General features: G+C 54.4%; 22 protein-coding genes. 3 read left to right on the plus strand and 19 right to left on the minus strand.

Translation table 11 applies throughout. The annotated features are described in order from the left end of the window. Positions 1–9: 9 nt before the first annotated feature. The 19 genes from K9857_RS13960 to mtnA all read right to left on the minus strand — a co-directional run bounded on the left by K9857_RS13960 (position 10) and on the right by mtnA (position 23,685). Positions 10–903: a glycosyltransferase family 2 protein gene (locus K9857_RS13960; protein ID WP_224536665.1), complete on the minus strand. Its 894-nt coding sequence runs from the start codon at positions 901–903 to the stop codon at positions 10–12. 23 nt (positions 904–926) lie between these two features. Continuing rightward, positions 927–2,165 carry a hypothetical protein gene (locus K9857_RS13965; protein WP_224536667.1) on the minus strand — a complete coding sequence of 413 codons (1,239 nt, stop codon included), beginning with the start codon at positions 2,163–2,165 and terminating at the stop codon, positions 927–929. 15 nt (positions 2,166–2,180) lie between these two features. Beyond that, entirely contained in the window at positions 2,181–3,545 is a 1,365-nt protein-coding gene (locus K9857_RS13970; protein ID WP_224536669.1) for an oligosaccharide flippase family protein, read from the minus strand. A gap of 58 nt (positions 3,546–3,603) precedes the next feature. After that, complete coding sequence (locus K9857_RS13975; RefSeq protein WP_224536670.1) at positions 3,604–4,698, minus strand: DegT/DnrJ/EryC1/StrS family aminotransferase; 1,095 nt, start codon at positions 4,696–4,698, stop codon at positions 3,604–3,606. 5 nt (positions 4,699–4,703) lie between these two features. Then, positions 4,704–5,285, minus strand: a complete 582-nt coding sequence (wbpD, locus tag K9857_RS13980; RefSeq protein ID WP_224536672.1) for a UDP-2-acetamido-3-amino-2,3-dideoxy-D-glucuronate N-acetyltransferase — start codon at positions 5,283–5,285, stop codon at positions 4,704–4,706. A gap of 75 nt (positions 5,286–5,360) precedes the next feature. Next, positions 5,361–6,305, minus strand: a complete 945-nt coding sequence (gene wbpB, locus K9857_RS13985) for a UDP-N-acetyl-2-amino-2-deoxy-D-glucuronate oxidase (RefSeq protein ID WP_224536674.1) — start codon at positions 6,303–6,305, stop codon at positions 5,361–5,363. A gap of 54 nt (positions 6,306–6,359) precedes the next feature. Then, positions 6,360–7,673, minus strand: coding sequence for a UDP-N-acetyl-D-glucosamine 6-dehydrogenase (gene wbpA, locus K9857_RS13990; protein ID WP_224536676.1), 1,314 nt, complete (start codon positions 7,671–7,673; stop codon positions 6,360–6,362). Between the two features lie 1,206 nt (positions 7,674–8,879). After that, on the minus strand, positions 8,880–9,932 hold the full coding sequence (locus K9857_RS13995; protein WP_224536678.1) for an LPS O-antigen chain length determinant protein WzzB: 1,053 nt from the start codon (positions 9,930–9,932) through the stop codon (positions 8,880–8,882). A gap of 55 nt (positions 9,933–9,987) precedes the next feature. Continuing rightward, positions 9,988–10,221: a LapA family protein gene (locus K9857_RS14000; protein ID WP_224536679.1), complete on the minus strand. Its 234-nt coding sequence runs from the start codon at positions 10,219–10,221 to the stop codon at positions 9,988–9,990. A 20-nt stretch (positions 10,222–10,241) separates the two neighbouring features. Next, complete coding sequence (gene ihfB / locus K9857_RS14005; RefSeq protein ID WP_224536681.1) at positions 10,242–10,538, minus strand: integration host factor subunit beta; 297 nt, start codon at positions 10,536–10,538, stop codon at positions 10,242–10,244. Positions 10,539–10,691: 153 nt separating this feature from the next. Continuing rightward, entirely contained in the window at positions 10,692–10,973 is a 282-nt protein-coding gene (locus K9857_RS14010; protein ID WP_224536684.1) for a hypothetical protein, read from the minus strand. Between the two features lie 251 nt (positions 10,974–11,224). Then, on the minus strand, positions 11,225–12,919 hold the full coding sequence (gene rpsA / locus K9857_RS14015) for a 30S ribosomal protein S1 (RefSeq protein ID WP_224536686.1): 1,695 nt from the start codon (positions 12,917–12,919) through the stop codon (positions 11,225–11,227). A gap of 119 nt (positions 12,920–13,038) precedes the next feature. After that, positions 13,039–13,728, minus strand: a complete 690-nt coding sequence (cmk, locus tag K9857_RS14020) for a (d)CMP kinase (protein ID WP_224536687.1) — start codon at positions 13,726–13,728, stop codon at positions 13,039–13,041. Then, the gene (locus tag K9857_RS14025) at positions 13,725–15,932 is read right to left on the minus strand and encodes a bifunctional prephenate dehydrogenase/3-phosphoshikimate 1-carboxyvinyltransferase (RefSeq protein ID WP_263487867.1); all 2,208 of its coding nucleotides are present in this window, start codon (positions 15,930–15,932) and stop codon (positions 13,725–13,727) included. Before K9857_RS14025 ends, cmk begins: the two co-directional genes overlap by 4 nt. A gap of 28 nt (positions 15,933–15,960) precedes the next feature. Next, positions 15,961–17,076 carry a histidinol-phosphate transaminase gene (gene hisC, locus K9857_RS14030; protein ID WP_224536691.1) on the minus strand — a complete coding sequence of 372 codons (1,116 nt, stop codon included), beginning with the start codon at positions 17,074–17,076 and terminating at the stop codon, positions 15,961–15,963. Between the two features lie 12 nt (positions 17,077–17,088). Beyond that, positions 17,089–18,183, minus strand: a complete 1,095-nt coding sequence (gene pheA, locus K9857_RS14035; RefSeq protein ID WP_224536694.1) for a prephenate dehydratase — start codon at positions 18,181–18,183, stop codon at positions 17,089–17,091. Next, entirely contained in the window at positions 18,183–19,268 is a 1,086-nt protein-coding gene (serC, locus tag K9857_RS14040; protein ID WP_224536696.1) for a 3-phosphoserine/phosphohydroxythreonine transaminase, read from the minus strand. The genes pheA and serC overlap by 1 nt, the downstream gene beginning before the upstream one ends. A 228-nt stretch (positions 19,269–19,496) precedes the next feature. Then, the gene (gene gyrA, locus K9857_RS14045) at positions 19,497–22,151 is read right to left on the minus strand and encodes a DNA gyrase subunit A (protein WP_224536699.1); all 2,655 of its coding nucleotides are present in this window, start codon (positions 22,149–22,151) and stop codon (positions 19,497–19,499) included. A gap of 457 nt (positions 22,152–22,608) precedes the next feature. After that, positions 22,609–23,685, minus strand: coding sequence for an S-methyl-5-thioribose-1-phosphate isomerase (gene mtnA / locus K9857_RS14050; protein ID WP_224536700.1), 1,077 nt, complete (start codon positions 23,683–23,685; stop codon positions 22,609–22,611). Positions 23,686–23,794: 109 nt separating this feature from the next. On the opposite strand from mtnA, the gene K9857_RS14055 reads away from it, so the two are divergent. From K9857_RS14055 to mupP, 3 genes are read left to right on the plus strand one after another with little or no spacing between them, the layout of a single operon-like run. Further along, positions 23,795–25,129 (plus strand): TRZ/ATZ family hydrolase, encoded by a 1,335-nt coding sequence (locus K9857_RS14055; protein WP_224536702.1) that lies wholly within the window; start codon positions 23,795–23,797, stop codon positions 25,127–25,129. A gap of 58 nt (positions 25,130–25,187) precedes the next feature. Then, positions 25,188–25,886 (plus strand): bifunctional 2-polyprenyl-6-hydroxyphenol methylase/3-demethylubiquinol 3-O-methyltransferase UbiG, encoded by a 699-nt coding sequence (ubiG, locus tag K9857_RS14060; protein ID WP_224536703.1) that lies wholly within the window; start codon positions 25,188–25,190, stop codon positions 25,884–25,886. Positions 25,887–25,890: 4 nt separating this feature from the next. After that, positions 25,891–26,562 (plus strand): N-acetylmuramic acid 6-phosphate phosphatase MupP, encoded by a 672-nt coding sequence (mupP, locus tag K9857_RS14065; protein ID WP_224536706.1) that lies wholly within the window; start codon positions 25,891–25,893, stop codon positions 26,560–26,562. The last annotated feature ends 48 nt before the right edge of the window (positions 26,563–26,610 follow it).

Here is a 26,610-nt window from a genome sequence, read left to right on the forward strand (position 1 = left end):
ATTCCGCTCTCACCAGCCAGAGAGAAGACCGTACAGTTTTTTACGAAGATTATAGAAGAAGCTGTTGCAAGCCGATAGTGCTCTCAGTCTGTTGACCAAACTGGTGTTCGAAAGCAGAATGCCTAGCATATCGCCCTTCGAACGGCTCGATTCGCATCTGACTTTTTGGTATAGCTCGTCCCTGGATGCGTTTGAAAGTTCTGAAGCGTGTCTGTCGTAAAACAAACCGATTGCAGCCATCCTTGGGGTTAATTTCCTGTTATAGGTGGGGAAGTCTACTAGCATATTAATGCTGTTCCCGCTATGAACCCGCCACATGCAACCAACAATGTCCGAGTGAACCACGGTCCAATCGACAAAATGAGTGACCGCCAACTCCATCCACGTATCTTCATTCGGCAGTGACTCAGGTACTGGGAAGATCTTTGAAACGACCTGCCGGCTCATCATGTAAGAGACACCCGTCAAGCCGCCTTGGCCCGCGCGCTTGGGCACAAGATGACCATCAAATTTTTTATTTTCAGAAAGAGTGATCAGCTTGCAAAGCCCGACAACTGCTTCGTGCTCGCTGCAGCCGGCTACCATGGAGAAGCGCGCGGCCAGACTCCCCTCGGGCATGAGATCGTCACCTGCATAGATGCAAGTAAATCTGCCCGTCGCGTGTTGCACGCCAAAATTAAACGCAGAACACTTACCTGACTTAGGATTTTTCAACAATCGTAGATTTGTATACTCAGCAGCCAACGTTTGAAGAATATTATAAGTTTCATCGGTGGAGCCGTCATCCACCACAATCAACTCAAAACTTAAACCTTGTTGCCTGAGTATACTGAGCATCGCAGACTGGACGTATTTTTCTTCATTTTTAACTGCAACGACTACACTAACATTAAGGTCACTCATGTGAGCTCCTATTATCGAATATTTCAATACGCACTATTGAGTTTATTTTCGCCTGTGGTTTTAGCCCGAACACTTAAAAAGAAGTTTGCAAAAAACATGAGCAAATATCCGTTACTCAATAGTGTTCCAATCAAGCCACCTGTAAACAAACCCAGAAAATAGATCAGCCATAAAGCCTTGAATGCATCATCCTCTGACTTTCTGAACCAGCGAAACGTTTGGCCGACAAAAAATGAATAAAGCCAGACACCAAGCCATCCAAAATTTGCAAACCCCTCGGTAAAGAAGACGGCGTTCGAATTTGCCGTGTCATTCCATCCCCATTCGTATTCAAAAACCAGTTTTTCCAAGTAGACACGATCTAGGGAAAACAATGCAGAAAAGAAAGTACTTGTAGCTCCCAGCAATGGAAGATCATCAAACTGTTGCTTCAAGACCACCAAAGTATCTGCGGCAGTGAACATCGGAACCGCAACAATGCGCCATACGAGGTGATCAATTGCTCCCGAAGGTAAATACTTTGAGCTATAGAACTCCGGGGCAGAAACTCCACCACTTTGTGTGACAGCGGTAGAATCAGCGGTACCGCCCATGGCCAGCAACGTCACAAGGTATAAAACCCCGGCGCACGCGACAACGAGGATTACTGCGGTAGCAAAACTGATTTTTTTGCGTTGCGACGCGATATAAAACAATGGCAAAAGCGCATTCAAAAAAAGTGCTTTTTGTAAGAAACTGACCGAGTAGCCAAAGAAAATCAGCAGAAACACATAGCGATACTTATGTTTATCGATAAACATTCTTGCGAGACTATAGGGTAGAAATGCGCTGACAAATATCGTGCTGACATATATCAGCGCGACCTCTGCGCCTTCCCTGCCTTTCAAAAAGGCCCCTCGCTGAACGCTCAGTTCATCAGTGTCAGCCCCTGATATTGCCGAAAGAATGGGAATGGCTGGGGCTGTATATAAGGTAATGAAAAGAAAGAAGATAAAAACGAACCAAACAAAAAAGTGCACAGTATTTGGTGGGATTCTGATTCTTATCGCATGAGGCCTGAAGCGCGAGTCAAATAGAGGAACACTGTAACCTACCAGAACACTGACGATGGCGAAGAATGTCATGAACGCCAACTTCAGAAAGTACTCACTTGGCAACAAAGCGAAATTAACAAAAAGGGGGAGCCACATGTACACCAACGACACCGCAAGCACAAACAAAAACACAGCTATTCGGGTGCTTGTTAAATTATAAAAAAACATGAACACCTCTGGACATCAAATAAAGCGCAGACGCGCGACATACATAATAGCTGCTAAAAACAACGCAACTGCAACGCCAATAATGTATTTTACTCTACAAAGAAAATCCCAAATTCTCACTTGCGTCACATTCATTACAATTATCAAGTAAACAGTGTAGAAAACAAAACCCGTGACCGCGTAAACCTCAGTTAGCTTGCTTGGAATCCACAATGCGGTAATCGCGACAGTTCCAACTCGTAGCAATAGACCACAAAATTGCAAATACATCGCGATCGGTTGATTATTGGTGATATGGAGAGCCATGGAGATTGGAGAAGCCAGCAATTGCATAGCAATCCAGGGAACCATGTACAAGATAATTACCCCCGCCCGCTGCCATTGCTCTCCAAAGATAATCGGGAATACGAATGGTGCCATTGCACCTGCTGCAACCAGTGGAATAATACCCACTTTGACTAAGCCTAAAAGTGTATCTAATGTAAAGTTGGAAAGCTGACCTGCTCGTTGCATCTCTGGAGCTTTAGATAGATAAACTTGGGAGACTGCTCCTCCAACAAGGCCTATTGGAGCCTGCATGAGTTGCATGGCCAAAAGAAGGTATCCAGCCTCCGGGCCCGCAGCCAGGCTCGCGATAAGAATTACGGGGACTTGAATTGCGGCGTTATTCGCAAGCCCTTCGAGCATAGAGTACTTTGGAAATCGATCGTACTTCTTGAAGAGCCTCCTCATTTTGTGGAGCTCAACGCCACTTAATGAGCTTTTATCCAAAAAATAGCTCTTTTTTGCTAACCCGACCGCACCAGCCCCATTATTTATCGTTTGCCCAAGAATGAGACCCAACGGGGTGCTTGCAAAAAAACCATATAGAATTTGAACTGACGCTGCGCCGAAGGCTTGTTGCACTTTAGTTTTTGCTATATCTGAAAACCTTTTCTTTCGGCCAGTCCAAAATTGCAATGCGCTGTAGCTACCGGAAAAAAAAATTCCGACAGGCAAGACCCACAGATAGTATTGAAGATTTGGCCGGCCAAACAATAGTGAGAGATACTCGGAAAAAAAATACACCACTAACGCAATGAGCGTACCACTAAGTGCCGACGATACTATGGCTAAAAAAAGTACATTTATCGCGTCAACATCATCCTCAGGGATCGGAATGGCCAATTCAAATCTTAGTGTTGCCGCAACAGAAATGACGCTTAGCAATGCCAAGTACACCGATAAGACGCTGAAATCTTCTGGTGTGTAAAGCCTAGTCAGTAACGGAAGTACACAAAGCATTATTATCTGGGCCACAGCTGTACCGCCAATCAGCACGCTTACGGCCCTGACAAAATCACTCGCTTTATACCTCTCCATCTTTTTCCAGAATCGCATCACCACACTCAATACTCAAAAAAAATCGCCATGCACTGATCAACTATTGCCAATAAGTTTAAGCAATAAGTGCTTGTTTTAGAAATTGAACAATTTTTGACTGATCAGCTTCGCGAAGATACGGATGCATCGGCAAACTCAACACCGTACGCGCCACTTCATCTCCGATAGGCAACGAAACAGAATGATCGGCTACTGCCGGCTGCTTATTCAATGGAATGGGGTAATGCACAACGGTAGGAACACCAAAATTTGAGAGTGTTTTCTGCAAACTATCACGCTGCTCCACGCGAATTGTATATTGGGCAAAAACACTCTTATTATCAGGATGAATGAAGGGTATAGATTTAACACCCGCTTCGGACAAAAGGGCATCATAGCGTTTGGCAACCGACTGCCGCAGTTCTACTTCCTCATCAAATATGGTTAACTTCTCGAGCAAAATTGCGGCTTGCAGTGTATCTATGCGGCTGTTCACCCCGACCCTGACGTGATGATAGCGGCGATCTTGACCATGACGCGCGATTTGACGTAACACGACAGCGATACTTTCATTGTCGGTAAACATCACACCGCCATCACCATAGCAACCTAGCGGTTTACTTGGGAAAAAGCTTGAGCATGCAATTGTGGTTAACCCGCAGGACTTTCTATTTTTATACGTAGCACCAAAACTTTGCGCCGCATCTTCAATGACCGGGATTCCGTGCTTCTCTGCAATTGCATTAATTTCATCAAAGTCAGCACATTGACCGTACAACGAAACTGGAATAATCGCTTTTGTATTCGGCGTTATTGCAGACTCAAGGTTCTTTGGATCAAGGTTATAGGTAAATGGATCTACATCGACATAGACGACTTTCGCCCCTAGCAGGGCGGCTGCTTCAGCTGTCGCAATGTAGCTAAAGCCGGGGGTGATCACTTCGTCACCTGGCCCAATATTCAACGCCATTAAGGCAATCTGAAGAGCATCTGTTCCATTAGCACAAGTAATGCAAAATTTCGCACCGACTCTATCTGCAAGTTTCTCTTCCAACTCAGAAACTTCTGGCCCCAAGATATACTGACCGTGCATCAATACCTTCTGAATGGCAGCGTCCAGTTGGGTTTTAATTCTAGCTTGTTGGTACTTTAGATCAATAAATTCGAGCATTGGATTCACGCATCAATTTTGGTGATAACATTTTCGTTAAGCACATAATATGCGCCACTGTGCTCACACTTTACTTTTCCTGAACCTATGACAGGAAGTTTCAACTGCTCGCCAAATTCGCTCATCCAGCCAATTTGTCGGGCAGGCACCCCAACCATCAATGCATATGCTGGCACGTCACGATTGATGACAGCTCCGGCCCCAATAAACGCAAATTTTCCGATTACGACACCACAGACGATTGTGCAATTTGCGCCTAACGTAGCGCCTTTTTTGACCAAAGTATTTCGGTACTGGTCTTTACGCTCTATTAGCGAGCGCGGATTATAGACATTCGTGAACACCATACTTGGGCCGCAAAACACGCCGTCTTCGAGTGTCACGTTGTCGTATACAGATACGTTATTTTGTATTTTACAAAAATCACCAATTACAACTTTATTGCCCACGAACACGTTTTGGCCCAGAGACACACCACTGCCGATACGTGCGCCGCTACATACGTGAACAAAATGCCAGACACGAGAGCCTTCACCGATGACCGCTCCATCATCGATTATCGCGCTGCTATGAGCCGAGTAATTCACTTCACACTCCTGTATCTGCCATTATAAATATTAATTTTCGGCGAAGGCCCACCGATAAGATGGGCCAGTTTCGCATTAGAGGCTTTGCAGAAATGGATGACCTTCCCCGGCAGAGGGTACTACGACCTTGCTCGAACGGATGGTATTCACGGTTTCAACGCAATGGCGCGCATCTTCAATGCCGTACCCGCGCCCATTCAATATTTCTTGGTAACTAACGGTATGCAAGTCCGTGAAACCTTCCGAAAATTCAATTTCCTCACCGTTGACAGTGATAGAGCGGTAGGTCGGCTTCTTGCCTTTTACGGACTCTGGGAGATCATTCGCGTCGATCGACAGAAACCAACGCACACGGGCTTTTTCATACTCAAGATATCCAGCAGCGCGGTGTTCGGATGCAAAATGAACGACATTACGCTGCAGTTTGCCAAATATAAAATGCAGCATATCGTAAAAATGCACACCGATATTTGTTGCTAACCCAAAGGACTTGCGCGGGTCGCCTTTCCAACTCTCCATGTACCAATTACCGCGTGAGGTAATATAGGTGAGCTCAACATCGTACTTTTCGTTTGCATTTTCATTTGCAACTTTGGCTTTGAGATCCAGAATCGCTTTATGGTGACGCAACTGCAAAATATTGTATACGCGCTTTCCTGTTTCCTTTTCAACTAATGCGAGTTCATCCAGGATTTCAGGCGTAGGGACAAGAGGTTTTTCACAAATGACATCGCAGCCGAGTCGCAATCCAGCAGCAATGTGCGAGTGGTGAAGATAGTTAGGTGAACACACCGCTACGTAGTCAAGTTCAGTACCGGGATCCCGTTTAAGCTGATGGGCATGCTCAATAAATCGCTCAAACTGAGTAAAAAATTCACTTTGCGGGGAAATGCTGTCTATGATACCAACGGAATCATTTATATCGTAGGCAGAAACTAAAACGTTACCGGTGTCTTTAATTGCACGCATGTGCCGGGGAGCAATGTAACCAGCAGCACCGATTAGAGCAAAGTTTTTCATTTTACCTCTTCTATGGCCTAAGCCATTATCCGATTAAACGCTAACCTATAACATTCAAGCTTTAATGATATTTTTCGCCGGGACTCTGTATTTGCCACGACTATCAATGATCAACTTAGAGTGCTGCTTGATGAGATCATAGTCAAACTTATCGTGGTCAGTTGCTAACACCACAGCGTCAAATTCTGCCAGTGTTTCTACCGTCAGCGGTTCACTATTCAAATTAAAATGATGTTCCCGCATTTTTGGAAACACCAGTACATGGGGATCACTGTAGGCCACCGTGCCGCCTTTGCTTTCAATCAACTCCATGATTTCTACTGAAGGCGACTCACGCATATCGTCTACGTTTTTCTTATACGCGATGCCGAGGACCAATACTTTACTACCCTTCAACGCTTTACCGGCATCATTCAAGCCGTCAATCAACTTGCTTAAGACATAATCAGGCATCGCTTGGTTTACTTCACCTGATAGTTCGATAAATCTGGTGTGAAGCCCATACTCGCGCGCTTTCCATGTGAGATAGAATGGATCGATTGGAATGCAGTGCCCGCCGAGTCCTGGACCTGGGTAGTAAGCGGTAAATCCGAAAGGTTTAGTCGCTGCGGCGTCAACTACTTCGAAAATATCGATGCCCATACGATCCGCGACAATTTTCATTTCGTTGACCAAACCAATATTTACGGCGCGGTGAATGTTTTCGAGCAGCTTGGTCATTTCAGCTGCCTTAGTCGAGCTTACTGGAACAACTTGATCAATAGCTTGCTCATAAAGCGCTATGCCTACCTCGAGGCAGGCTGCAGTGTCACCACCGATGATCTTGGGAATGGTGCGTGTTTCGAAACTTGGATTACCTGGGTCTTCGCGCTCGGGTGAATACACGAGAAAAATATCTTCACCTACGATCAAGCCACCTTCTTGTACACGGGGTAACAGTTCTTCTTCTGTGGTACCCGGATATGTGGTGCTTTCTAAAGAGACGACTTGTCCTGCTCTCAAGTACGGCTTGAGCGCATCGGTCGTATTAATCACAAAGCTCATATCGGGTTCGCGATACTTATTCAGCGGTGTCGGCACGCACAAGATCAGAGCATCACATTCCAACGCACGGCTAAAATCTGTGGTTGCTTCGAAACCCGAGGTTCGTGCTTGCTGAATTTTTACTCCAGGGATGTGTTCAATATAACTTTCACCGGCATTCAACTTCTCAACTTTTTGTTCATCGATATCGATCCCTAATACACGAAAACCAATGGCATTGTACCGCAGCATCAACGGCAACCCGACATATCCCAGACCGACGATACCGATCAAGGCTTCCTTGCTCTTAAATTTGGAGATACTGTTCTTTATTTGCTGGGACATCAATCTTGCTCCGGCTCAGGCTGATGAGCGATAAAAATTTGATATTTCTAATGGACTCACATTCAAGCCAAGTGAAATATCAGTGTTAAAGGCACGCTAGCACTCCAAGATTTTCCGTTGAAAATCAAAACAGTTCAGCGATGTCAAGAGCGTCTCCCACCTAGGGCTCAGAGCGCTCAAAACCTCCCCAATGGCAGGCCCGTCTGCTAATGACAGTTTAAACAATCAGATGAGCGGTTCTTCACCTCTCGTCGTCTAGTCAAAAAAACGGCGCTCAGCTATGTAAATTCCTCATTAAAGAATTTTACTCTACCTCCGAATGCTCAGGGAGGCGCACAGGGAAATGCTGACCCGCTATCTTGAAATTGCGCGACGATGCTTGGAAATATAGACAATGGCTTGACACGCCCCTCCTTACGACGGGCTACGCAAGGGAAAGAGCACAACGACGACCAAACTCCATTAGCATGGAAAAAAACGACTCGACAGCCGATGCGCAGCGACTCTTGCGTAAGATCGTAGCGACCGCGCATACCACGGCCCCACTGACAAACTGAGCGAGCGGAGACAATATTTTGTCGAATCAGATTCTCCACAGCGCGGTATCCCTCCTAGAATTGCCCGGTACCGAGATGCCATTCCCCAGCGAAGGAGAATTGGAGTGATTTTTGGCACTGCGAATGTTCATATCCATATTCCATCTTTGATGCCTACCTAACGCCCTAAGACTCATCGAACCGGAGTTTGATTCAATCACTAAGGTGCGGTCGTTCCAGGCTGTAGCCCGCAGATTTAGGCTTCACAACCCCCTCAGGGCTGGCGGCTAAGCCCACTACTGGCACAGCTGTATTATGCATGCTGAAGCGAGATCTGGGCGCTCAAACCGTGGATTATACGACCACTGGAGCAAATCAGTTAGTGCAGATCCTTGTTCAATAAGCATTATTGATCGTGGATTTCGTGTTCGCTACACACAATCCAAGATGAGCACTCAAGGGCTGCTCTCTATCCGAATACTCACCCTTATAGCTACGAAACTCCCCTTAAGCTTGCTCGGAGCAAAAAGGTCAAAATCTGCGTTCCAGACTCTTATACGAGCACCCTAAACCGCAGAAACGGAAATTGCCCGCTAATGGTACTAGCGAGCAATTTACCTACAAACACAACTACACAGATACCATATTTTCTGTTGCCTTAGGCAACAACTTAAGCATGGCGGAGTGCATTTCGCATCCAAAACTGACGAATAAGCCCCGCAATTACGCCCAGGCCCAATCCCAAGACGGCACCTAGAACGAGAATCAATGCTTTTCTTGGCTTGACTGGCGCATCGGGAGGTTGAATCGCGCCATCAAGTTGATACACAGCAATATCTTCAGATTTTACTCTCAAGCTTTTATAAAAATCGTATTCGCCTTGAAGTTTCCGCAAATCTACAATATAGGGATCATCTGAACCTCTCGTTTCGAGAACCTTTGCCTCCGCAGCCAAAGCCTTTGTTCCCCGCAAATAAATCAATCGAGGATCATCCTCGCCAGATATATCTCTGGGCGCACTCCCCAGTACAGTCAACTGCTTCTCCAGACCAATAGCATCGGCGACTTGCTCAGCTTCACGTAATTGTACGAGTGTATCTTTTCGTTTATTTGCAGCATTTTCTCTTGAAGTCTGAATTAGTGCACCAACACTCCGCGCTCGCATCTCCACTTCTTTATCATAATTATTTATAAGTTCATTTTTTGACATTTCGCCAGCGCTATTTATATATTTATTCAACCAGTCTACTGAAACCGCAGAATCACCGCTTAATGCCAATATTGAGAATCGATTCGGAAACTCTTTAACGGGCTGAATGATCGTTAAATCCTTCAGGAATTGGCGATACAAAACGTCCCGTGATTTCTCTCGATCAGATTCTTTCAGCGAGGGCAGATAAACACTCTTAAAAAAATCACGCTTTAAAGTTTCCGACTGAAGATTCTTAATAAAGACATCATATACATCTTTTACCAAATAAGGCTTTAACTCTGATTTTTTCGTACGCCCTAAGTTCAGATTCTCAATATCACTTTGATTTGGAGGTGAAACGTAAGCTCGCGCTTCATAAACTGGAGGGCTCAAAAACGCATAAAGACTTGCCACAGCCACTACTAAACCAGCAACCAGACAGATCAACCAGCGCTGCGCCCAAATCCCTTTTATAAAATCATATAAATCCAATTCATTTAAGCCTTGGCTACTAGTGCTAATATCTTGCATATGTTTACGATAATCCATTCTCAAAAGATTAATGCGCCACAAACCAACTAGGCATTTAGATTTTTACATCATGATTACGTGCATATTTCAACATGAAAGAAACAACTGGACCTATCGCCATTCCGACCAAAAGCGCTATGACCAAGCATAAAGATGCGGGAGCCTCACCACTAGAGAACCCGAAGAAACTGATTTTGACAGATTGTTGATTCTCAAGCACAAAAACAATAAGCGCTGCACTCGCCAGCAACAGTATTAATAGAAAAAACCAGCGCCGTAGCTTATTCATCAGAATGCCCTCAACGTAACTCAGATATCACTTTCTTCATCCTCATTCACCCTATCTCGTAACTCCTTTCCAGGCTTGAAATGAGGAACAAACTTACCATCGAGGCTGACTGACTGACCGGTCTTAGGATTACGTCCTACCCGGGGCGCGCGATAGTGCAAGGAAAAGCTACCAAACCCCCGAATCTCAATCCGATCCCCGGTGGCAAGGCATTGGGACATTTGCTCAAGCATGGTCTTGATGGCCAGCTCCACATCCTTTGATGAGAGCAGCCCTTGATGGGTGACAATTCGTTCGATCAACTCCGACTTCGTCATATTTTTCCCTTCTTTTTCAAGCAGCTAGGAAAATCGCTCCGACGGTTTTAGCATGCCCGGATGGATTTGAACAGTATGAGTTTTGACCCCCCCCTGCAAACCGCGTAATGCGCGGCTCTTCAATCATCCATCGCCTGTTAGCTGCCTGCACTCCTATCGGCAAATGACCAGCATGGTGCGAGTAAAATAGCCGGCCGGGTTGAAGCCGAACGGGAAATAGTCTTCTTCCTTGGCGTCGTCGGATCTGACGATGGTTTTGTAGCCTGCCCCTTTGCACTCCTTCGCCGCCCGCTTCTTGCACTTCTCCCAACTGGAACCCATTCCAGAGCAATCGACTTCGATACCGCTCACACCACGCACTGCGTGCGTCTTGGCGTTCGTGGTACAGCCTGCTAGAGCCACCACGACTGCTAGTGCGCCGATGAGTTTGTTCATTCACTTCCTTATGCCGGCTGCGCTGGCCGAGCGTCGTTCGCTTGGGAGTTAGCTTAGCTGCAAATAAGCAATTGATCCTTCTAAAGAAAAAGACAGCGTTGGAGTGGGGATGGTTCGGGGAACGGGATTGATAAAAGCAAAGGCAAAAGATCGCAGGATTCGGCAGTTCCTACAGGGGGGTTGGAGTGAGGTTGAATTTTGGGCACAAAAAAGGGCGACCGAAGTCGCCCTTTTTTACAGAAAGTCAGAACTTAGTTCTGCTTTTCCGCTTGTGCAGCACGCAGCAGGTCACCCAGGGTGGTGGCTACTGGAGCATCCGAAGCTACTGGCTTGTCGCGCAGGCTCTGGATGGCTTCTTTTTCGTCTTCAACGTCTTTCGACTTGATCGACAGCTGGATTACGCGGCTCTTGCGGTCAACGCTGATGATCTTGGCTTCTACTTCTTCGCCTTCTTTCAGAACGTTACGAGCGTCTTCAACGCGGTCACGGCTGATTTCGGAGGCTTTCAGAGTTGCTTCGATATCGTCGGCCAGAGTGATGATGGCGCCTTTAGCGTCAACTTCCTTCACGATGCCTTTAACGATGGCGCCTTTGTCGTTCTCTTGAACGTACTCGGAGAACGGATCGCTTTCCAGTTGCTTGATGCCCAGGGAGATGCGCTCGCGCTCTGGGTCAACCGACAGGATGACGGTGTCCAGCTCGTCGCCCTTCTTGAAGCGACGTACGGCTTCTTCGCCCACTTCGTTCCAGGAGATGTCGGACAGGTGAACCAGACCGTCGATGCCGCCGTCCAGACCAATGAAGATACCGAAATCGGTGATCGACTTGATGGTGCCGGAGATCTTGTCGCCCTTGTTGAACTGGCCAGAGAAGTCTTCCCATGGGTTCGACTTGCACTGCTTGATGCCCAGGGAGATACGACGACGCTCTTCGTCGATGTCCAGAACCATGACTTCCACTTCGTCGCCGACTTGTACGACTTTCGAAGGGTGGATGTTCTTGTTGGTCCAGTCCATTTCGGAAACGTGAACCAGACCTTCAACGCCTTCTTCCAGCTCAGCGAAGCAGCCGTAGTCGGTCAGGTTGGTTACACGAGCGGTTACGCGAGTGCTTTCTGGGTAACGGGCTTTGATAGCAACCCATGGATCTTCGCCCAGTTGCTTCAGGCCCAGGGAAACACGATTGCGCTCGCGATCGTACTTCAGAACCTTGACATCGATCTCGTCGCCAACGTTGACGATTTCGGAAGGATGCTTGATGCGCTTCCAGGCCATGTCGGTGATGTGCAGCAGGCCATCGACGCCACCCAGATCAACGAATGCGCCGTAATCGGTGAGGTTCTTGACGATACCTTTGACTTGCTGGCCTTCCTGCAGGGATTCCAGCAGAGCTTCACGCTCGGCGGAGTTCTCGGCTTCCAGGACGCTGCGACGGGAAACGACAACGTTGTTGCGCTTCTGGTCCAGTTTGATGACCTTGAATTCCAGCTCTTTGCCTTCCAGGTGCGTGGTGTCGCGCACTGGACGGACGTCAACCAGAGAACCTGGCAGGAACGCACGGATGCCGTTAACGTCGACAGTGAAGCCGCCTTTAACCTTACCGTTGATAACGCCCTTGACCACTTCTTCGGCTGCGAAGGCTGCTTCCAGAACGATCCAGCATTCAGCACGCTTGGCTTTTTCACGGGACAGCTTGGTCTCACCGAAGCCATCTTCTACCGAGTCCAGAGCAACGTGTACTTCATCGCCAACGTTGATGTTCAGCTCACCAGCGTCGGTGTAGAACTGCTCAAGAGGGATGAGTGCTTCAGACTTCAGGCCAGCGTGAACGGTTACCCAGCGAGCCTGGTAATCGATATCGACGATGACGCCGGTGATGATGGAGCCTGCCTGAAGGTTCAGGGTTTTCAGGCTTTCTTCAAAGAGTTCCGCAAAGCTTTCGCTCATTTTAATTCCTGTTGATGAGGGCGAGAAATACGCCCATCTCCACATCCCAGACGATGTGGGTTGGTTTCATTTAAAAGAAGCGCTGCAGGACTATGACTGGTCCCCTGCGGCCTTCTTGGTCACCCGGCGATATCGCGAATGGCGATCTCGCTCATGATGCGTTCCAGCACCTGATCGATGGATAATTCCGTGGAATCCAGCTGTATGGCGTCAGCCGCCGGCTTGAGCGGGGCTACCGCTCGCTGGGTGTCACGCTCGTCGCGTGCACGTATCTCATCTAGCAGACTCGACAGACTAACACCCTCGACTTTGCCCTTCAACTGCAAATATCGGCGGCGCGCCCGCTCCTCGGCACTCGCGGTGAGGAAAATCTTCAGCGGAGCGTCAGGAAAAACCACCGTTCCCATGTCCCGACCGTCAGCCACCAGACCAGGAGTCTCCTGGAATGCACGCTGGCGCTGCAGCAGCGCCTCGCGTACGGCGGGCAATGCAGCCACCTGGGAAGCACCGGCACCGATGCTCTCGGTACGGATCACATCGCTGACTTCGTCACCTTCCAGAATGATGCGCTGCAACTGACCTTCCGTCGCCGCGATGAATTGCACATCCAGATGAGCGGCAAGTTTCTTCAGCAGCTCTTCGTTGGTCAGGTCGACGCCATGGTTTTGCGCGGCGAACGCCAGCAAGCGGTAAAGCGCACCGGAATCCAGCAGGTTCCAGCCCAGACGCTTGGCCAGAATCCCGGCTACCGTGCCCTTGCCGGAGCCGCTTGGCCCATCGATGGTGATGACCGGTGCAATGTTTTTCACGACTGAGCCTCTTGGGCAACGCGGATGCCAACCTGCGCGCACAGCGCGAGGAAGTTGGGGAACGAGGTCGCGACGTTGGCGCAGTCATGGATGCGGATCGGCGCCGAAGCACGCAGCGAGGCAACGCTGAACGCCATGGAGATCCGGTGATCGCCGTGACCGTGAACTTCGCCGCCACCAATCTGGCCGCCGTCGATGATGATCCCGTCCGGAGTCGGCTCGCACTTGACGCCCAACGCCAGCAGGCCGTCGGCCATCACCTGGATACGGTCCGATTCCTTGACACGCAGCTCTTCGGCGCCGCGCAGAATGGTACGACCCTCAGCGCAGGCAGCCGCGACGAACAGCACCGGGAACTCGTCGATCGCCAGCGGAACCAGCTCTTCGGGAATCTCGATACCTTTGAGTTTAGCTGCGCGTACGCGCAGATCCGCTACTGGCTCGCCGCCCACTTCACGCTGGTTCTCCAGAGTGATGTCAGCGCCCATCAGACGCAGGATGTCGATGACGCCGGTACGAGTCGGGTTGATGCCGACGTGTTCCAGCACCAGTTCCGAACCTTCGGCGATCGATGCAGCCACCAGGAAGAACGCCGAAGACGAGATATCGCCCGGCACTTCAATGTGGGTAGCGGTCAGTTTGTTGCCGGATTCGACGGAAGCGGTCGCGCCGTTGACGGTCACCGGGTAGCCGAAGCCACGCAGCATGCGCTCGGTATGGTCACGGGTCGGCGCAGGCTCGGTCACGGTGGTCTTGCCATCGGCGTACAGACCTGCCAGCAGCAGGCAGGACTTCACCTGGGCACTGGCCATCGGCATGGTGTAGGTCAAGCCCTTGAGCTTGTTGCCACCACGAATGGTCATCGGTGGACGACCTTCAGCGGCGGTTTCGATCACGGCACCCATTTCACGCAGCGGATTGGCCACGCGGTTCATCGGGCGCTTGGACAGCGAAGCGTCACCGGTCAGGGTGCTGTCGAAGCTCTGCGCGGCCAGCAGGCCGGACAGCAGACGCATCGACGTGCCGGAGTTGCCCAGGTAGATCGGACCAGGAGCCGGCTTCAGGCCGTGCAGGCCGACGCCGTGAATGGTCACGCGACCGTGGTGCGGGCCTTCGATCACGACACCCATGTCGCGGAAAGCCTGCAGGGTGGCCAGGGCATCTTCGCCCTCGAGGAAACCCTCGACTTCGGTGACGCCTTCAGCGAGGGAACCGAGCATGATCGAACGGTGGGAAATCGATTTGTCACCTGGTACGCGAATCCGACCGGACAGGCGGCCACCAGGTTGAGCCAGGAAAATCAGATCGTTGGAATTCATAGCGTCCACATAGGCCCTGCGGGCCAGGATTTTACTGAAATGCTCGCGGGCAACCCGGGCGCGAGTGAAAACGCCCAACAATTGGTGCCCATCCCCTGCATCGACCGCGTCGCGCAAGGCGTCGAGGTCGCTGCGAAATGTATCGAGTGTGCGCAGGACAGCTTCGCGGTTGGCGAGGAAGATGTCGTGCCACATGACCGGGTCGCTTCCGGCGATTCTCGTGAAATCGCGGAAACCGCCCGCAGCGTAACGGAAGATCTCAAGGTTTTCATTGCGCTTGGCCAACGAGTCGACCAAACCGAACGCCAGCAGGTGCGGCAGATGACTGGTCGCCGCCAGCACTTCGTCGTGGCGCTCGACCTGCATGTGCTCGACATCGGCGCCCAATTCGCGCCACAGGCGATCTACGACCGCCAGTGCTGCCGGATCGGTCTGATCCAGCGGCGTCAGAATCACTTTGTGACGACGGAACAGCTCGGCGTTGGAGGCTTCTACCCCGCTCTGCTCGGAGCCGGCAATCGGGTGACCCGGCACGAAACGCGACGGCATGCCGCCAAACGCTTCGGTGGCGGCGCGCACGACATTGCCTTTGGCGCTGCCGACGTCGGTGAGAATCGCTCCGCCCAGATCCATGCTCGCCAGTCGAGCGAGCACTTTTTCCATGGCGAGGATCGGCACAGCCAGTTGAATGACGTCGGCGCCCTGACAAGCGGCAACCAGATCGTCTTCGCAGCGATCCACCACACCCAACTCAACCGCCAGCTTGCGCGACTGCGGGTCGAGATCGACACCCACCACTTCGCGGCACAGGCCGCTCTCACGCAAGCCCTTGGCAAACGAACCGCCGATCAATCCCAGACCGACCACCACCAGGCGACCGATCATGGGCTCAGCAGATTGCAGTGCAGTGACATCAACCACGGGCCAGAACCTTGGTCAGCGCCTCGAGGAAGCGGCTGTTTTCCGCCGGCAAGCCGATGGTGATGCGCAAATGGTTCGGCATGCCGTAGTTGGCCACCGGACGCACGATCACGCCTTCGCGCAGCAGACCCTGGAAGATAGGCGCGGCTTCGCGACCAATATCGACACAGATGAAGTTTCCGCGGGACGGAATCCAGCTCAGGCCCAGCTCACGGAAACCCGCTTCCAGTTGCTGCATGCCGGCTTCGTTCAGGCGGCGGCTTTCAGCCAGGTACTCGTCGTCCTTCACTGCCGCGCAAGCAGCGGCCAGGGCGAGGCTGTTGACGTTGAAAGGTTGGCGTACACGGTTCAGGACGTCGGCGACCACCGGAGTGGACAGGCCGTAACCGACCCGCAACGACGCCAGGCCGTAAGCCTTGGAGAAGGTCCGGGAAACCAGCAGGTTCGGATAGGCGGCGAGGAAATCCAGGCCGTCCGGCATGTCATCACTGCCTTCGGCGTACTCGATGTACGCCTCGTCCAGCACGACCAGCACGTGCTCGGGTACGTCTTGCAGGAAGTCGTCCAGTGCCTGGGCGTCGAACCAGGTCCCGGTCGGGTTGTTCGGGTTGGCAATGAAAACTACGCGGGTGTTGGCGTCGATGGCCGCCAGCATGGCCGGCAGGTCATGCCCCCATTCCTTGGCGGGAACGACCTTGGCCTGGGCGCCGACCGCCTGGGTGGCAATCGGATAGACGGCGAACGCGTGCTCGCTGAACACCGCATTCAGGCCCGGGGCCAGATAGGCGCGCGCGACCAGTTCGAGGATGTCATTGGAACCGTTGCCCAAAGTCACCTGATCGATTTCGACGCGACACTGTTCGGCCAGCAGCGATTTGAGCGCGAAGCCGTTGCCGTCCGGATAACGAGTCAGTTCGTCCAGCGCATCACGGACGGCTGCCACAACCTTGGGACTGGCGCCCAACGGGTTTTCGTTACTCGCCAGCTTGATGATGCTGGCGGGGTCGAGATTCAGCTCGCGAGCCAGTTCGTCCACGGGTTTGCCCGGAACGTAAGGCGAAAGTTGTTGCACGCCCGGCTGTGCCAGAGCGAGGAAATTGCCACTCATTGCTACCGCCCCTTAGAGAACTGCTTTCGGGTAGGAACCCAGCACTTTGAGTGCCACTGCTTCCTGACTGATTTTTTCCAGCACACCTTTTACCAGCGGATCGCGGTGGTGGCCGACAAAATCGATGAAGAACACGTAGGTCCATTTACCGCTGCGCGACGGACGGGTCTCGATGCGCGTCAGGTCGATGCCGTTGTCGTGGAACGGCACCAGCAGCTCGTGGAGCGCACCTGGCTTGTTGCTCATCGATACGATGATCGAGGTCTTGTCGTCGCCGGTCGGCGGCACTTCCTGGTTGCCGATCATCAGGAACCGCGTGGAGTTGTCCGGACGGTCCTCGATTTTCTCGGCGAGTCGGGTCAAGCCATAGAGGCCGGCCGCCATGTCGCCCGCGATCGCCGCCGAGTTCCACTCACCCTTGACCCGCTTGGCCGCTTCGGCGTTGCTGGACACCGCCACGCGCTCGACATTCGGGTAATGGGCGTCCAGCCACTTGCGGCACTGGGCCAGGGACTGGGCGTGGGAGTAGATGCGGCTGATGCTGTCGGTCTTGGTGTTTTCGCCAACCAACAGGTGATGGTGAATCCGCAGCTCGACTTCGCCGCAGATCACCATGTCGTGTTCCAGGAAGCTGTCGAGGGTGTGGTTGACCGCGCCTTCGGTGGAGTTCTCCACCGGGACCACGCCGAAATTCACCGCACCGGCTGCCACTTCACGGAACACCTCATCGATCGCCGCCATTGGCTTGCTGATCACGGCGTGGCCAAAGTGCTTCATGGCTGCCGCCTGGGTGAACGTGCCTTCAGGGCCGAGATAAGCCACTTTCAGCGGCTGCTCGAGAGCGAGGCAGGAAGACATGATTTCGCGGAACAGCCGCGCCATCTCTTCGTTGCCCAGCGGCCCCTGGTTGCGCTCCATGACACGCTTGAGCACCTGAGCCTCACGCTCGGGACGATAGAACACCGGCTCTTCGCCTTCGGCCAGAGAGGCCATCTTTACCCGCGCGACTTCCTGGGCGCAGCGCGCACGCTCACTGATCAACTCCATGACCTTGGTGTCCAGAGCATCAATGCGAACGCGCAGTGCCTTGAGTTCTTGCTCAGACATTAGCCATGTTCCTTCTCGAACTCTGCCATGTACGCCACCAGCGCGTTGATTGCGTTGATGTCGACGGCGTTATAGATGGAGGCGCGCATGCCGCCCACGGAACGGTGGCCTTTGAGGTTCAGCAGGCCACGCTCGTCGGCGCCGGCCAGGAACGGCTTGTCCAGACGGTCGTCCGCCAGGCGGAACGGCACGTTCATCCACGAGCGGTCCGACTTGTTGATCGGGTTGCTGTACAGACCGCTGGCGTCGATGAATTCGTACAGTGTGCGCTGCTTCACGTCGTTCAGCTTGGCAATGGCTTCGACACCGCCCTGCTCTTTCAGCCACTCGAACACCAGACCGGACAGGTACCAGGCCAGGGTTGGCGGAGTGTTGTACATCGAGCCGTTGTCAGCCGCGACCTTGTAGTTGAGCATGGTCGGGCACAGGGAGCGGGCTTTGCCCAGCAGATCTTCGCGAATGATGTTCACGACGATGCCGCTCGGGCCGATGTTTTTCTGGGCACCGGCGTAGATCATGCCGAAGCGCGAGACGTCTACCGGACGCGAGAGGATGTCGGAAGACATGTCAGCCACCAGCGGTACGTCGCCGGTTTCCGGGATCCACTGGAATTCCAGGCCGCCAATGGTTTCGTTCGGCGCGTAGTGAACATAGGCCGCGTCCTTGGACAGCTTCCACTCGTTCTGACCGGGAATGGCGAAATAGTCGTAAGGCTTGGCGGTCGCGGCGACATTGACGTGGCCGTAGCGCGAGGCTTCTTCGATGGCTTTCTGCGACCAGATACCGGTGTCGATATAGTCGGCCGTGCCGTTTTCCGGCAGCAGGTTCAGAGGAATCTGGGCGAACTGCTGGCTGGCGCCGCCTTGCAGGAACAGCACTTTGTAGTTCGACGGGATATTCAGCAGATCACGCAGGTCCTGCTCGGCCTTGGTGGCGATGGACACGAACTCATCGCTGCGATGGCTCATTTCCATCACCGACAGGCCCTTGCCGTGCCAGTCAAGGAGTTCACTCTGGGCGCGCTGCAGGACAGCTTCGGGAAGTGCCGCGGGACCCGCGCAGAAGTTATAGGCTCTCTTGCTCACATCCAATCTCGCTCTGATTTGGTAGGTCGTGCAAACATTTCAGTCGACGCCGATTCAAGGTGGGAGCGGGCTTGCTCGCGAAAGCGGTGTATCAGGCGACATCGCTGGAGAATGTCAGTCCGTCTTCGCGAGCAAGCCCGCTCCCACAGGGAATCGTGGTGGTGTCGATTTTTTCATAAGGGATAAACAACAAGGGGGCGAATTTTCATCCGCCCCCTGCATGTACGCTTATTCCTGTGGTTCTTCGTCAGCGGCGGCGTCGAGTTGCTGGTCTTCCACGGCGTCGTCGATCACGACGTCACCCTCGAATACCTCGCCCTCTTCACCCTCAAACTCTTCACCCTCGACTTCCGACGGCTCCTGTACCCGCTCAAGGCCGACCAGGGTTTCATCCTTGGCCAGTTTGATCAGGGTCACGCCCTGAGTGTTACGACCCAGACTGGAAACTTCGTCGACTCGAGTACGAACCAGAGTGCCCTGGTCGGAAATCAGCATGATTTCCTCGCCGTCGAGCACCTGGACTGCGCCGACCAGACGGCCGTTACGCTCGTTGCTGACCATGGCGATAACGCCCTGACCGCCACGCTTGTACTCAGGGAACTCGGTGATCGCCGTACGCTTGCCGTAGCCGCGTTCGGAAGCGGTGAGGATCTCGCTGCCTTCTTCCGGGATCAGCATGGAAATCAGCTTCTGGCCTTCCGGCAGACGCATGCCGCGAACACCGCGAGCGGTACGGCCCATGGCGCGGACGTCGGATTCCTTGAAGCGGGTAACCTTGCCGCCGTCGGAGAACAGCATCACTTCACGCTCGCCATCGGTGATGGCCGCGGAGATCAGTACGTCGCCTTCGTCCAGTTCCAGCGCGATCAGACCGACGCTGCGCTGACGGCTGAAGGATTCCAGCGGGGTCTTCTTCACGGTGCCAAGGGCAGTCGCCATGAAGATGTAGTGACCTTCGGTGTATTCCTCGACCGGCAGCATGGTGGTGATGTATTCACCGTCATCCAGCGGCAGCAGGTTGACCAGCGGACGACCACGGGCGGCACGGGACGCTTCCGGGATTTCGTAGGTCTTGAGCCAGTAAACCTTGCCCTTGCTGGAGAACAGCAACAGCGTGGTGTGGCTGTTGGCGACCAGCAGATGAGCGATGTAGTCCTCATCCTTGACGCCGGTGGCCGACTTGCCTTTACCGCCGCGACGCTGAGCCTGGTACGCAGCCAGTGGCTGAGTCTTGGCATAGCCGCCGTGGGAAATGGTCACGACACGCTCTTCTTCCGGAATCATGTCGCCCAGGGTCAGGTCGAGGCGCGCGTCGAGAATCTCGGTGCGACGCACATCGCCGTATTCGGCGCGGATCACTTCCAGTTCTTCGCGGATCACTTCCATCAGGCGCGTGGCGCTGTTGAGGATGCGGATCAGCTCGCCGATCTGGTTGAGGATCTCCTGGTACTCGGCCAGCAGCTTCTCGTGCTCCAGACCGGTCAGGCGGTGCAGACGCAGTTCCAGAATGGCTTGCGCCTGTTCTGGCGACAGGAAGTACTTGCCTTCGCGCAGACCGTATTGCGGATCGAGGTTTTCCGGACGGCACGAATCGGCACCGGCACGCTCCACCATCGCCACCACCGCAGTCGATTCCCAAGGCGTGCTGACCAGCGCTTCCTTGGCTTCCGACGGGGTTGGCGAGGCCTTGATCAGGGCGATCACAGGGTCGATGTTCGACAGGGCAACCGCCTGGCCTTCCAGGATGTGGCCACGCTCGCGCGCCTTGCGCAGTTCGAACACGGTACGGCGGGTGACGACTTCGCGGCGGTGACGCACGAAGGCTTCCAGCAGGTCCTTGAGGTTGAGGATCCGCGGACGACCGTCGATCAGCGCAACGATGTTGATGCCGAACACGCTCTGCAGCTGGGTCTGGGCGTAGAGGTTGTTGAGGATGACCTCAGGCACTTCGCCGCGACGCAGTTCGATTACCACGCGCATACCGTCCTTGTCGGACTCGTCGCGCAGTTCGGTGATGCCTTCCAGCTTCTTCTCTTTAACCAGCTCGGCGATCTTCTCGATCAGACGCGCCTTGTTCAGCTGGTAAGGGAGTTCGGTGATGACGATCTGCTGACGGCCACCGACCTTGTCGATGTCTTCGATGGTCGAGCGTGCGCGCATGTAAATGCGGCCGCGACCGGTGCGGTAGGCTTCGATGATGCCAGCGCGACCGTTGATGATCGCAGCGGTCGGGAAGTCCGGACCGGGGATGTATTGCATCAGCTCATCGACAGTCAGCTCGGGATTGTCGATAAGCGCCAGGCAACCGTCGATGACTTCACCGAGGTTGTGTGGCGGGATGTTGGTCGCCATGCCCACGGCGATACCGCTGGAGCCGTTGACCAACAGGTTGGGAATACGGGTCGGCATGACCGCGGGGATCAGCTCGGTGCCGTCGTAGTTCGGCACCCAGTCCACGGTTTCCTTGTGCAGGTCAGCCAGCAGCTCGTGCGCCAGCTTGGTCATGCGCACTTCGGTGTATCGCATGGCCGCGGCGTTGTCGCCGTCCACCGAACCGAAGTTGCCCTGACCGTCTACCAGCAGGTAACGCAGCGAGAACGGCTGCGCCATACGAACGATGGTGTCGTACACCGCGGTATCACCGTGCGGGTGGTACTTACCGATTACGTCACCGACAACACGGGCAGATTTCTTGTACGGCTTGTTGAAGTCGTTACCCAGCTCGCTCATCGCGAACAGCACGCGCCGGTGCACGGGCTTCAAGCCATCGCGCGCATCCGGCAGTGCCCGACCGACAATTACGCTCATCGCGTAGTCGAGGTAGGACTGCTTCAGCTCGTCTTCGATATTGACCGGGAGGATTTCTTTGGCCAGTTCGCCCATGAGAAGCCTGATTCCTTTTTCTGGTGAAACTCCGTCACATCCATATGGGAAGAACGAAGCTCGCCGTTGCAGGCTGAATGCCATGCACCGACTTACGACAAATCAAAGAGTTATGCCTTGGATCTGCGTAGTAAAGATCGCCACGCCGGGCAACCCTGGAAACCGCCGGATGTTATCACAAGAGCCGCCACGCACCTATCCCCCAGATGCGCATGGAGCATAGTTAGTTGACCGATGACAGGCTTGAGGGGGATCTGAGGGGCTTAGAGCTGTTGCAGCCCGGGATTTGCAAGTGAATTTTGCGTAGTTACAACGGGAAAGTGCGTTGTGGCGAGGGGGCTTGCCCCCGTTGGACTGCGCAGCAGTCCCATCTTTTTTGGGGCCGCTTCGCAGCCCAGCGGGGGCAAGCCCCCTCGCCACAGGTAGGTGTTGGGCTTAGCTGCCCTTCATCACTACATCAATGCAGGCGCTTGCGGCACATCAACTGCGCCATTTTCGCTGTATCCGGACGCTCGACGATGCCTTTTTCCGTGACGATGGCATCGATCAGATCCGCCGGCGTCACGTCGAACACCGGGTTGAATGCATCGACGTCCGCGCCCAACCGCTGGCCACCGACCTCCAGCAATTCACGACCGTCACGCTCTTCGAGCGGGATGTCGTCGCCGCTGGCCAGGGTCATATCGATGGTCGAACTCGGCGCCACCACCATGAAACGCACGCCATGGTGCATCGCGTTAACCGCCAACTGATAGGTGCCGATCTTGTTGGCCACGTCGCCATTGGCGGTGATCCGGTCGGCCCCCACGATGACCCAGGTAATGCCCTTGGTTCTCATGATGTGCGCGGCAGCAGAGTCGGCATTGAGCGTCACCGGGATGCCTTCGTTCGCCAGCTCCCAGGCCGTCAAACGCGAGCCTTGCAGCCACGGGCGGGTTTCGCCGGCATACACGCGCTCGACCATGCCTTCGATGAACGCCGCACGAATGACGCCCAACGCCGTACCGAAGCCGCCTGTGGCCAGCGCTCCAGTATTGCAGTGAGTCAGAATGGTCTGGGCATTGCCCTGGTGCTTGCGGATCAGATCCACGCCCAGTTGCGCCATGGTCAGGTTGGCTTCGCGATCACTTTCATGAATGGCGATGGCCTCAGCTTCCAGCGCGGCCAGCGGATCGACATTTTCTTTCAGGCGATCGAGGCGATCGTGCATTCGATTGAGCGCCCAGAACAGATTGACGGCGGTAGGACGGGAATCGGCCAGCAGCGCGAAATCTTCCTCCAGCGCCGCGTACCAGTCGCCGCCTTCAGCGATCCGGGCACGGGCCGCGAGCACGATTCCATAGGCGGCACTGACGCCAATCGCCGGCGCGCCGCGCACGACCATCGAGCGAATGGCCTCGGCCACGCCAGCGGCGCTGGTGTAGGCGATCCAGGTTTCCTCGAACGGCAAAATACGCTGATCCAGCAGATGCAGGGCGCCATCTCGCCAATCGATGGCTTTCACCTTCTCCGCTGCCAACAGTCGATCGCGCATCCCACACCCCGCACTCATGAACAAAAGCCGCCGATTATAGCGATCCCCCAGCCAAGACGCTCGGGTATACTTCGCCATCCTTTTACAAAAGCACTGGAACCGCCCCTCGATGCCGAACACTGCTGCTGCGCTCGACCTGCTGTTGCTGCCGACCTGGCTGGTACCCGTCGAACCCGCCGGTGTTGTCCTCAAGGATCACGCGCTGGGCATCCGTGACGGGCGCATCGTCTTCATCGGCCCGCGCGCGGCCGCATCGAAACTCAACGCAACCGAAATCCGCGAACTGCCGGACATGCTGCTCAGTCCCGGCCTGATCAATGCCCACGGGCACGCGGCGATGACTCTGTTTCGCGGCCTGGCCGACGATCTGCCGCTGATGACCTGGCTGGAAAACCACATCTGGCCCGCCGAGGCTAAATGGGTAGACGAAGATTTCGTGCGCGACGGCACGGATCTGGCGATCGCCGAGCAGATCAAAGGCGGCATCACCTGTTTTTCTGACATGTATTTCTTTCCGAAGGTTGCCAGCGAACGCGCGCACAACAGCGGCATTCGCGCGCAAATCGCGATCCCGATCCTCGATTTCCCGATTCCCGGCGCCAGCACGGCGGACGAAGCCATTCGTCAGGGCGTCGAGCTGTTCGGCGATCTCAAGCACCACGAACGCATCAAAATCACCTTCGGCCCCCATGCGCCTTACACCGTGGGCGACCAAAACCTGGAAAAAATCCGGGTAATCGCCGAAGAGCTGGACGCATCGATCCACATGCACGTGCATGAAACCGCTTTCGAGGTGCAGCAGGCGGTGGAACAGACCGGCGAACGTCCGCTGGCCCGCCTGGCGCGCCTGGGCTTGCTGGGGCCGCGCTTCCAGGCGGTACATATGACCCAGATCAGCGATGAAGACCTGGCGCTGCTGGTAGAAAGCAACACCAGCATCATTCATTGCCCGGAATCGAACCTGAAGCTGGCCAGCGGCTTCTGCCCGGTGGAGCGTCTGTGGCAAGCCGGTGTCAACGTGGCCGTGGGTACCGACGGAGCCGCCAGCAACAATGATCTGGACCTGCTCGGTGAAACCCGCACCGCCGCCCTGCTGGCCAAGGCCGTCGCGGGTTCGGCCAGCGCACTGGATGCCCATCGTGCCTTGCGCATGGCTACCCTCAACGGCGCCCGCGCGCTGGGGATTGAAGCCGAGGTCGGCTCGCTGGAAGTCGGCAAGGCGGCCGATATCGTGGCCTTCGATCTCTCCGGGCTGGCCCAGCAACCGGTCTACGACCCGGTTTCGCAGCTTATATACGCCACCGGTCGCGATTGCGTGAAACACGTCTTGGTCGCAGGCAAGCAACTGCTCGACGACCGTCGCCTGACGCGCCTGGATGAAGAACAGCTTTGCGCCACAGCCAGGAGCTGGGGCGAGCGCATCAGCGGCCACACCGAATCGTAAGTCCCCCGGACTGAAAACCGGGGCATCAGGATTTTTCAAGTTTTTCGAGGACTACACCATGAGCAACGTCGACTACTCCGAAATCGCCAAGTTCGAAGCCCTGGCCCATCGCTGGTGGGACCGGGAAAGCGAGTTCAAACCGCTGCACGACATCAATCCGCTGCGGGTCAACTGGATCGATGAGCGCGTCAACCTGGCGGGCAAGAAAGTCCTCGACGTCGGTTGCGGCGGCGGCATCCTCAGCGAAGCCATGGCCCAGCGCGGCGCCACTGTAATGGGCATCGACATGGGCGAAGCGCCGCTGGCGGTCGCGCAACTGCATCAACTGGAATCCGGGGTGAGCGTCGAATACCGGCAGATCACCGCCGAAGCCCTGGCCGAAGAAATGCCGGAGCAGTTCGATGTGGTCACCTGCCTGGAAATGCTCGAGCACGTTCCCGATCCATCGTCGGTGATCCGCGCCTGCTTCCGCATGGTCAAGCCCGGCGGCCAGGTGTTCTTCTCCACCATCAACCGCAACCCGAAGGCGTACCTGTTCGCCATCGTCGGCGCCGAATACATCATGAAGCTGCTGCCTCGCGGCACCCACGACTTCAAGAAATTCATCCGCCCTTCCGAGCTTGGCGCCTGGAGCCGCATGGCCGGCCTGACCGTCAAGGACATCATCGGCCTGACCTACAACCCGTTGACCAAGCACTACAAGCTGGCGGCCGACGTGGACGTCAACTACATGATCCAGACCCTGCGCGAGGAATAAGCCGATGCCAATCAGAGCAGTTCTTTTCGACATGGACGGCACCCTGCTCGACACCGCGCCGGACTTCATCGCGATCTGTCAGGCGATGCTGGCCGACCGCGGCCTGCCGCCGATCAATGACAAGCACATCCGGGATGAAATCTCCGGCGGCGCCAAGGCGATGGTCGCCGTGACCTTCGCCATGGATCCTGAATCCCCGGGGTTCGAGGAGCTGCGCCAGGAATTTCTCGAGCGCTACCTGGTGGGTTGCGCAGTTCACAGCAAACTGTTCGACGGCATGGGCGAACTGCTGGCGGACATCGAGAAGGCCAACTTGATCTGGGGCGTGGTTACCAACAAGCCGCTGCGCTTCGCCGAGCCGATCATGCAGCAACTCGGCCTGGCCGAGCGTTCGGCGCTGCTGATCTGCCCGGATCACGTAAAGAACAGCAAGCCGGATCCGGAGCCGTTGATCCTTGCCTGCAAGATGCTTGATCTGGACCCTGCCAGCGTATTGTTCATCGGCGATGATTTGCGTGATATCGAGTCGGGACGCGATGCCGGGACCAAGACCGCCGCCGTGACCTTCGGCTATATCCACCCGGATGACAATCCGCGGCATTGGGGGGCGGATGTGGTGGTTGATCATCCGCTGGAGTTGCGCAAGGTGCTCGATAGCGCGCTATGCGGCTGCTGAGATCCGGTTTCATATCCTGAAAATGTTTTGTCGGTACTGACGCCTTCG

The organism is Pseudomonas sp. REP124 (assembly GCF_020164475.1).
In the GTDB taxonomy this organism is placed as follows: Bacteria; Pseudomonadota; Gammaproteobacteria; order Pseudomonadales; family Pseudomonadaceae; genus Aquipseudomonas.

Excerpts from the sequence above, each read along its gene's own strand:
- mtnA (WP_224536700.1), bottom strand. The coding sequence starts at position 23,685 with ATGCGCGATCGACTGTTGGCAGCGGAGAAGGTGAAAGCCATCGATTGG.
- K9857_RS14000 (WP_224536679.1), bottom strand. The coding sequence starts at position 10,221 with ATGAATAAGCTACGGCGCTGGTTTTTTCTATTAATACTGTTGCTGGCG.
- pheA (WP_224536694.1), bottom strand. The coding sequence starts at position 18,183 with ATGTCTGAGCAAGAACTCAAGGCACTGCGCGTTCGCATTGATGCTCTG.
- wbpB (WP_224536674.1), bottom strand. The coding sequence starts at position 6,305 with ATGAAAAACTTTGCTCTAATCGGTGCTGCTGGTTACATTGCTCCCCGG.
- gyrA (WP_224536699.1), bottom strand. The coding sequence starts at position 22,151 with ATGGGCGAACTGGCCAAAGAAATCCTCCCGGTCAATATCGAAGACGAG.
- K9857_RS13975 (WP_224536670.1), bottom strand. The coding sequence starts at position 4,698 with ATGCTCGAATTTATTGATCTAAAGTACCAACAAGCTAGAATTAAAACC.
- K9857_RS14025 (WP_263487867.1), bottom strand. The coding sequence starts at position 15,932 with ATGATCGGTCGCCTGGTGGTGGTCGGTCTGGGATTGATCGGCGGTTCG.
- rpsA (WP_224536686.1), bottom strand. The coding sequence starts at position 12,919 with ATGAGCGAAAGCTTTGCGGAACTCTTTGAAGAAAGCCTGAAAACCCTG.
- K9857_RS13960 (WP_224536665.1), bottom strand. The coding sequence starts at position 903 with ATGAGTGACCTTAATGTTAGTGTAGTCGTTGCAGTTAAAAATGAAGAA.
- K9857_RS13965 (WP_224536667.1), bottom strand. The coding sequence starts at position 2,165 with ATGTTTTTTTATAATTTAACAAGCACCCGAATAGCTGTGTTTTTGTTT.
- mupP (WP_224536706.1), top strand. The coding sequence starts at position 25,891 with ATGCCAATCAGAGCAGTTCTTTTCGACATGGACGGCACCCTGCTCGAC.
- K9857_RS13970 (WP_224536669.1), bottom strand. The coding sequence starts at position 3,545 with ATGCGATTCTGGAAAAAGATGGAGAGGTATAAAGCGAGTGATTTTGTC.
- ihfB (WP_224536681.1), bottom strand. The coding sequence starts at position 10,538 with ATGACGAAGTCGGAGTTGATCGAACGAATTGTCACCCATCAAGGGCTG.
- K9857_RS14055 (WP_224536702.1), top strand. The coding sequence starts at position 23,795 with ATGCCGAACACTGCTGCTGCGCTCGACCTGCTGTTGCTGCCGACCTGG.
- hisC (WP_224536691.1), bottom strand. The coding sequence starts at position 17,076 with ATGAGTGGCAATTTCCTCGCTCTGGCACAGCCGGGCGTGCAACAACTT.
- wbpA (WP_224536676.1), bottom strand. The coding sequence starts at position 7,673 with ATGTCCCAGCAAATAAAGAACAGTATCTCCAAATTTAAGAGCAAGGAA.
- ubiG (WP_224536703.1), top strand. The coding sequence starts at position 25,188 with ATGAGCAACGTCGACTACTCCGAAATCGCCAAGTTCGAAGCCCTGGCC.
- K9857_RS13995 (WP_224536678.1), bottom strand. The coding sequence starts at position 9,932 with ATGCAAGATATTAGCACTAGTAGCCAAGGCTTAAATGAATTGGATTTA.
- K9857_RS14010 (WP_224536684.1), bottom strand. The coding sequence starts at position 10,973 with ATGAACAAACTCATCGGCGCACTAGCAGTCGTGGTGGCTCTAGCAGGC.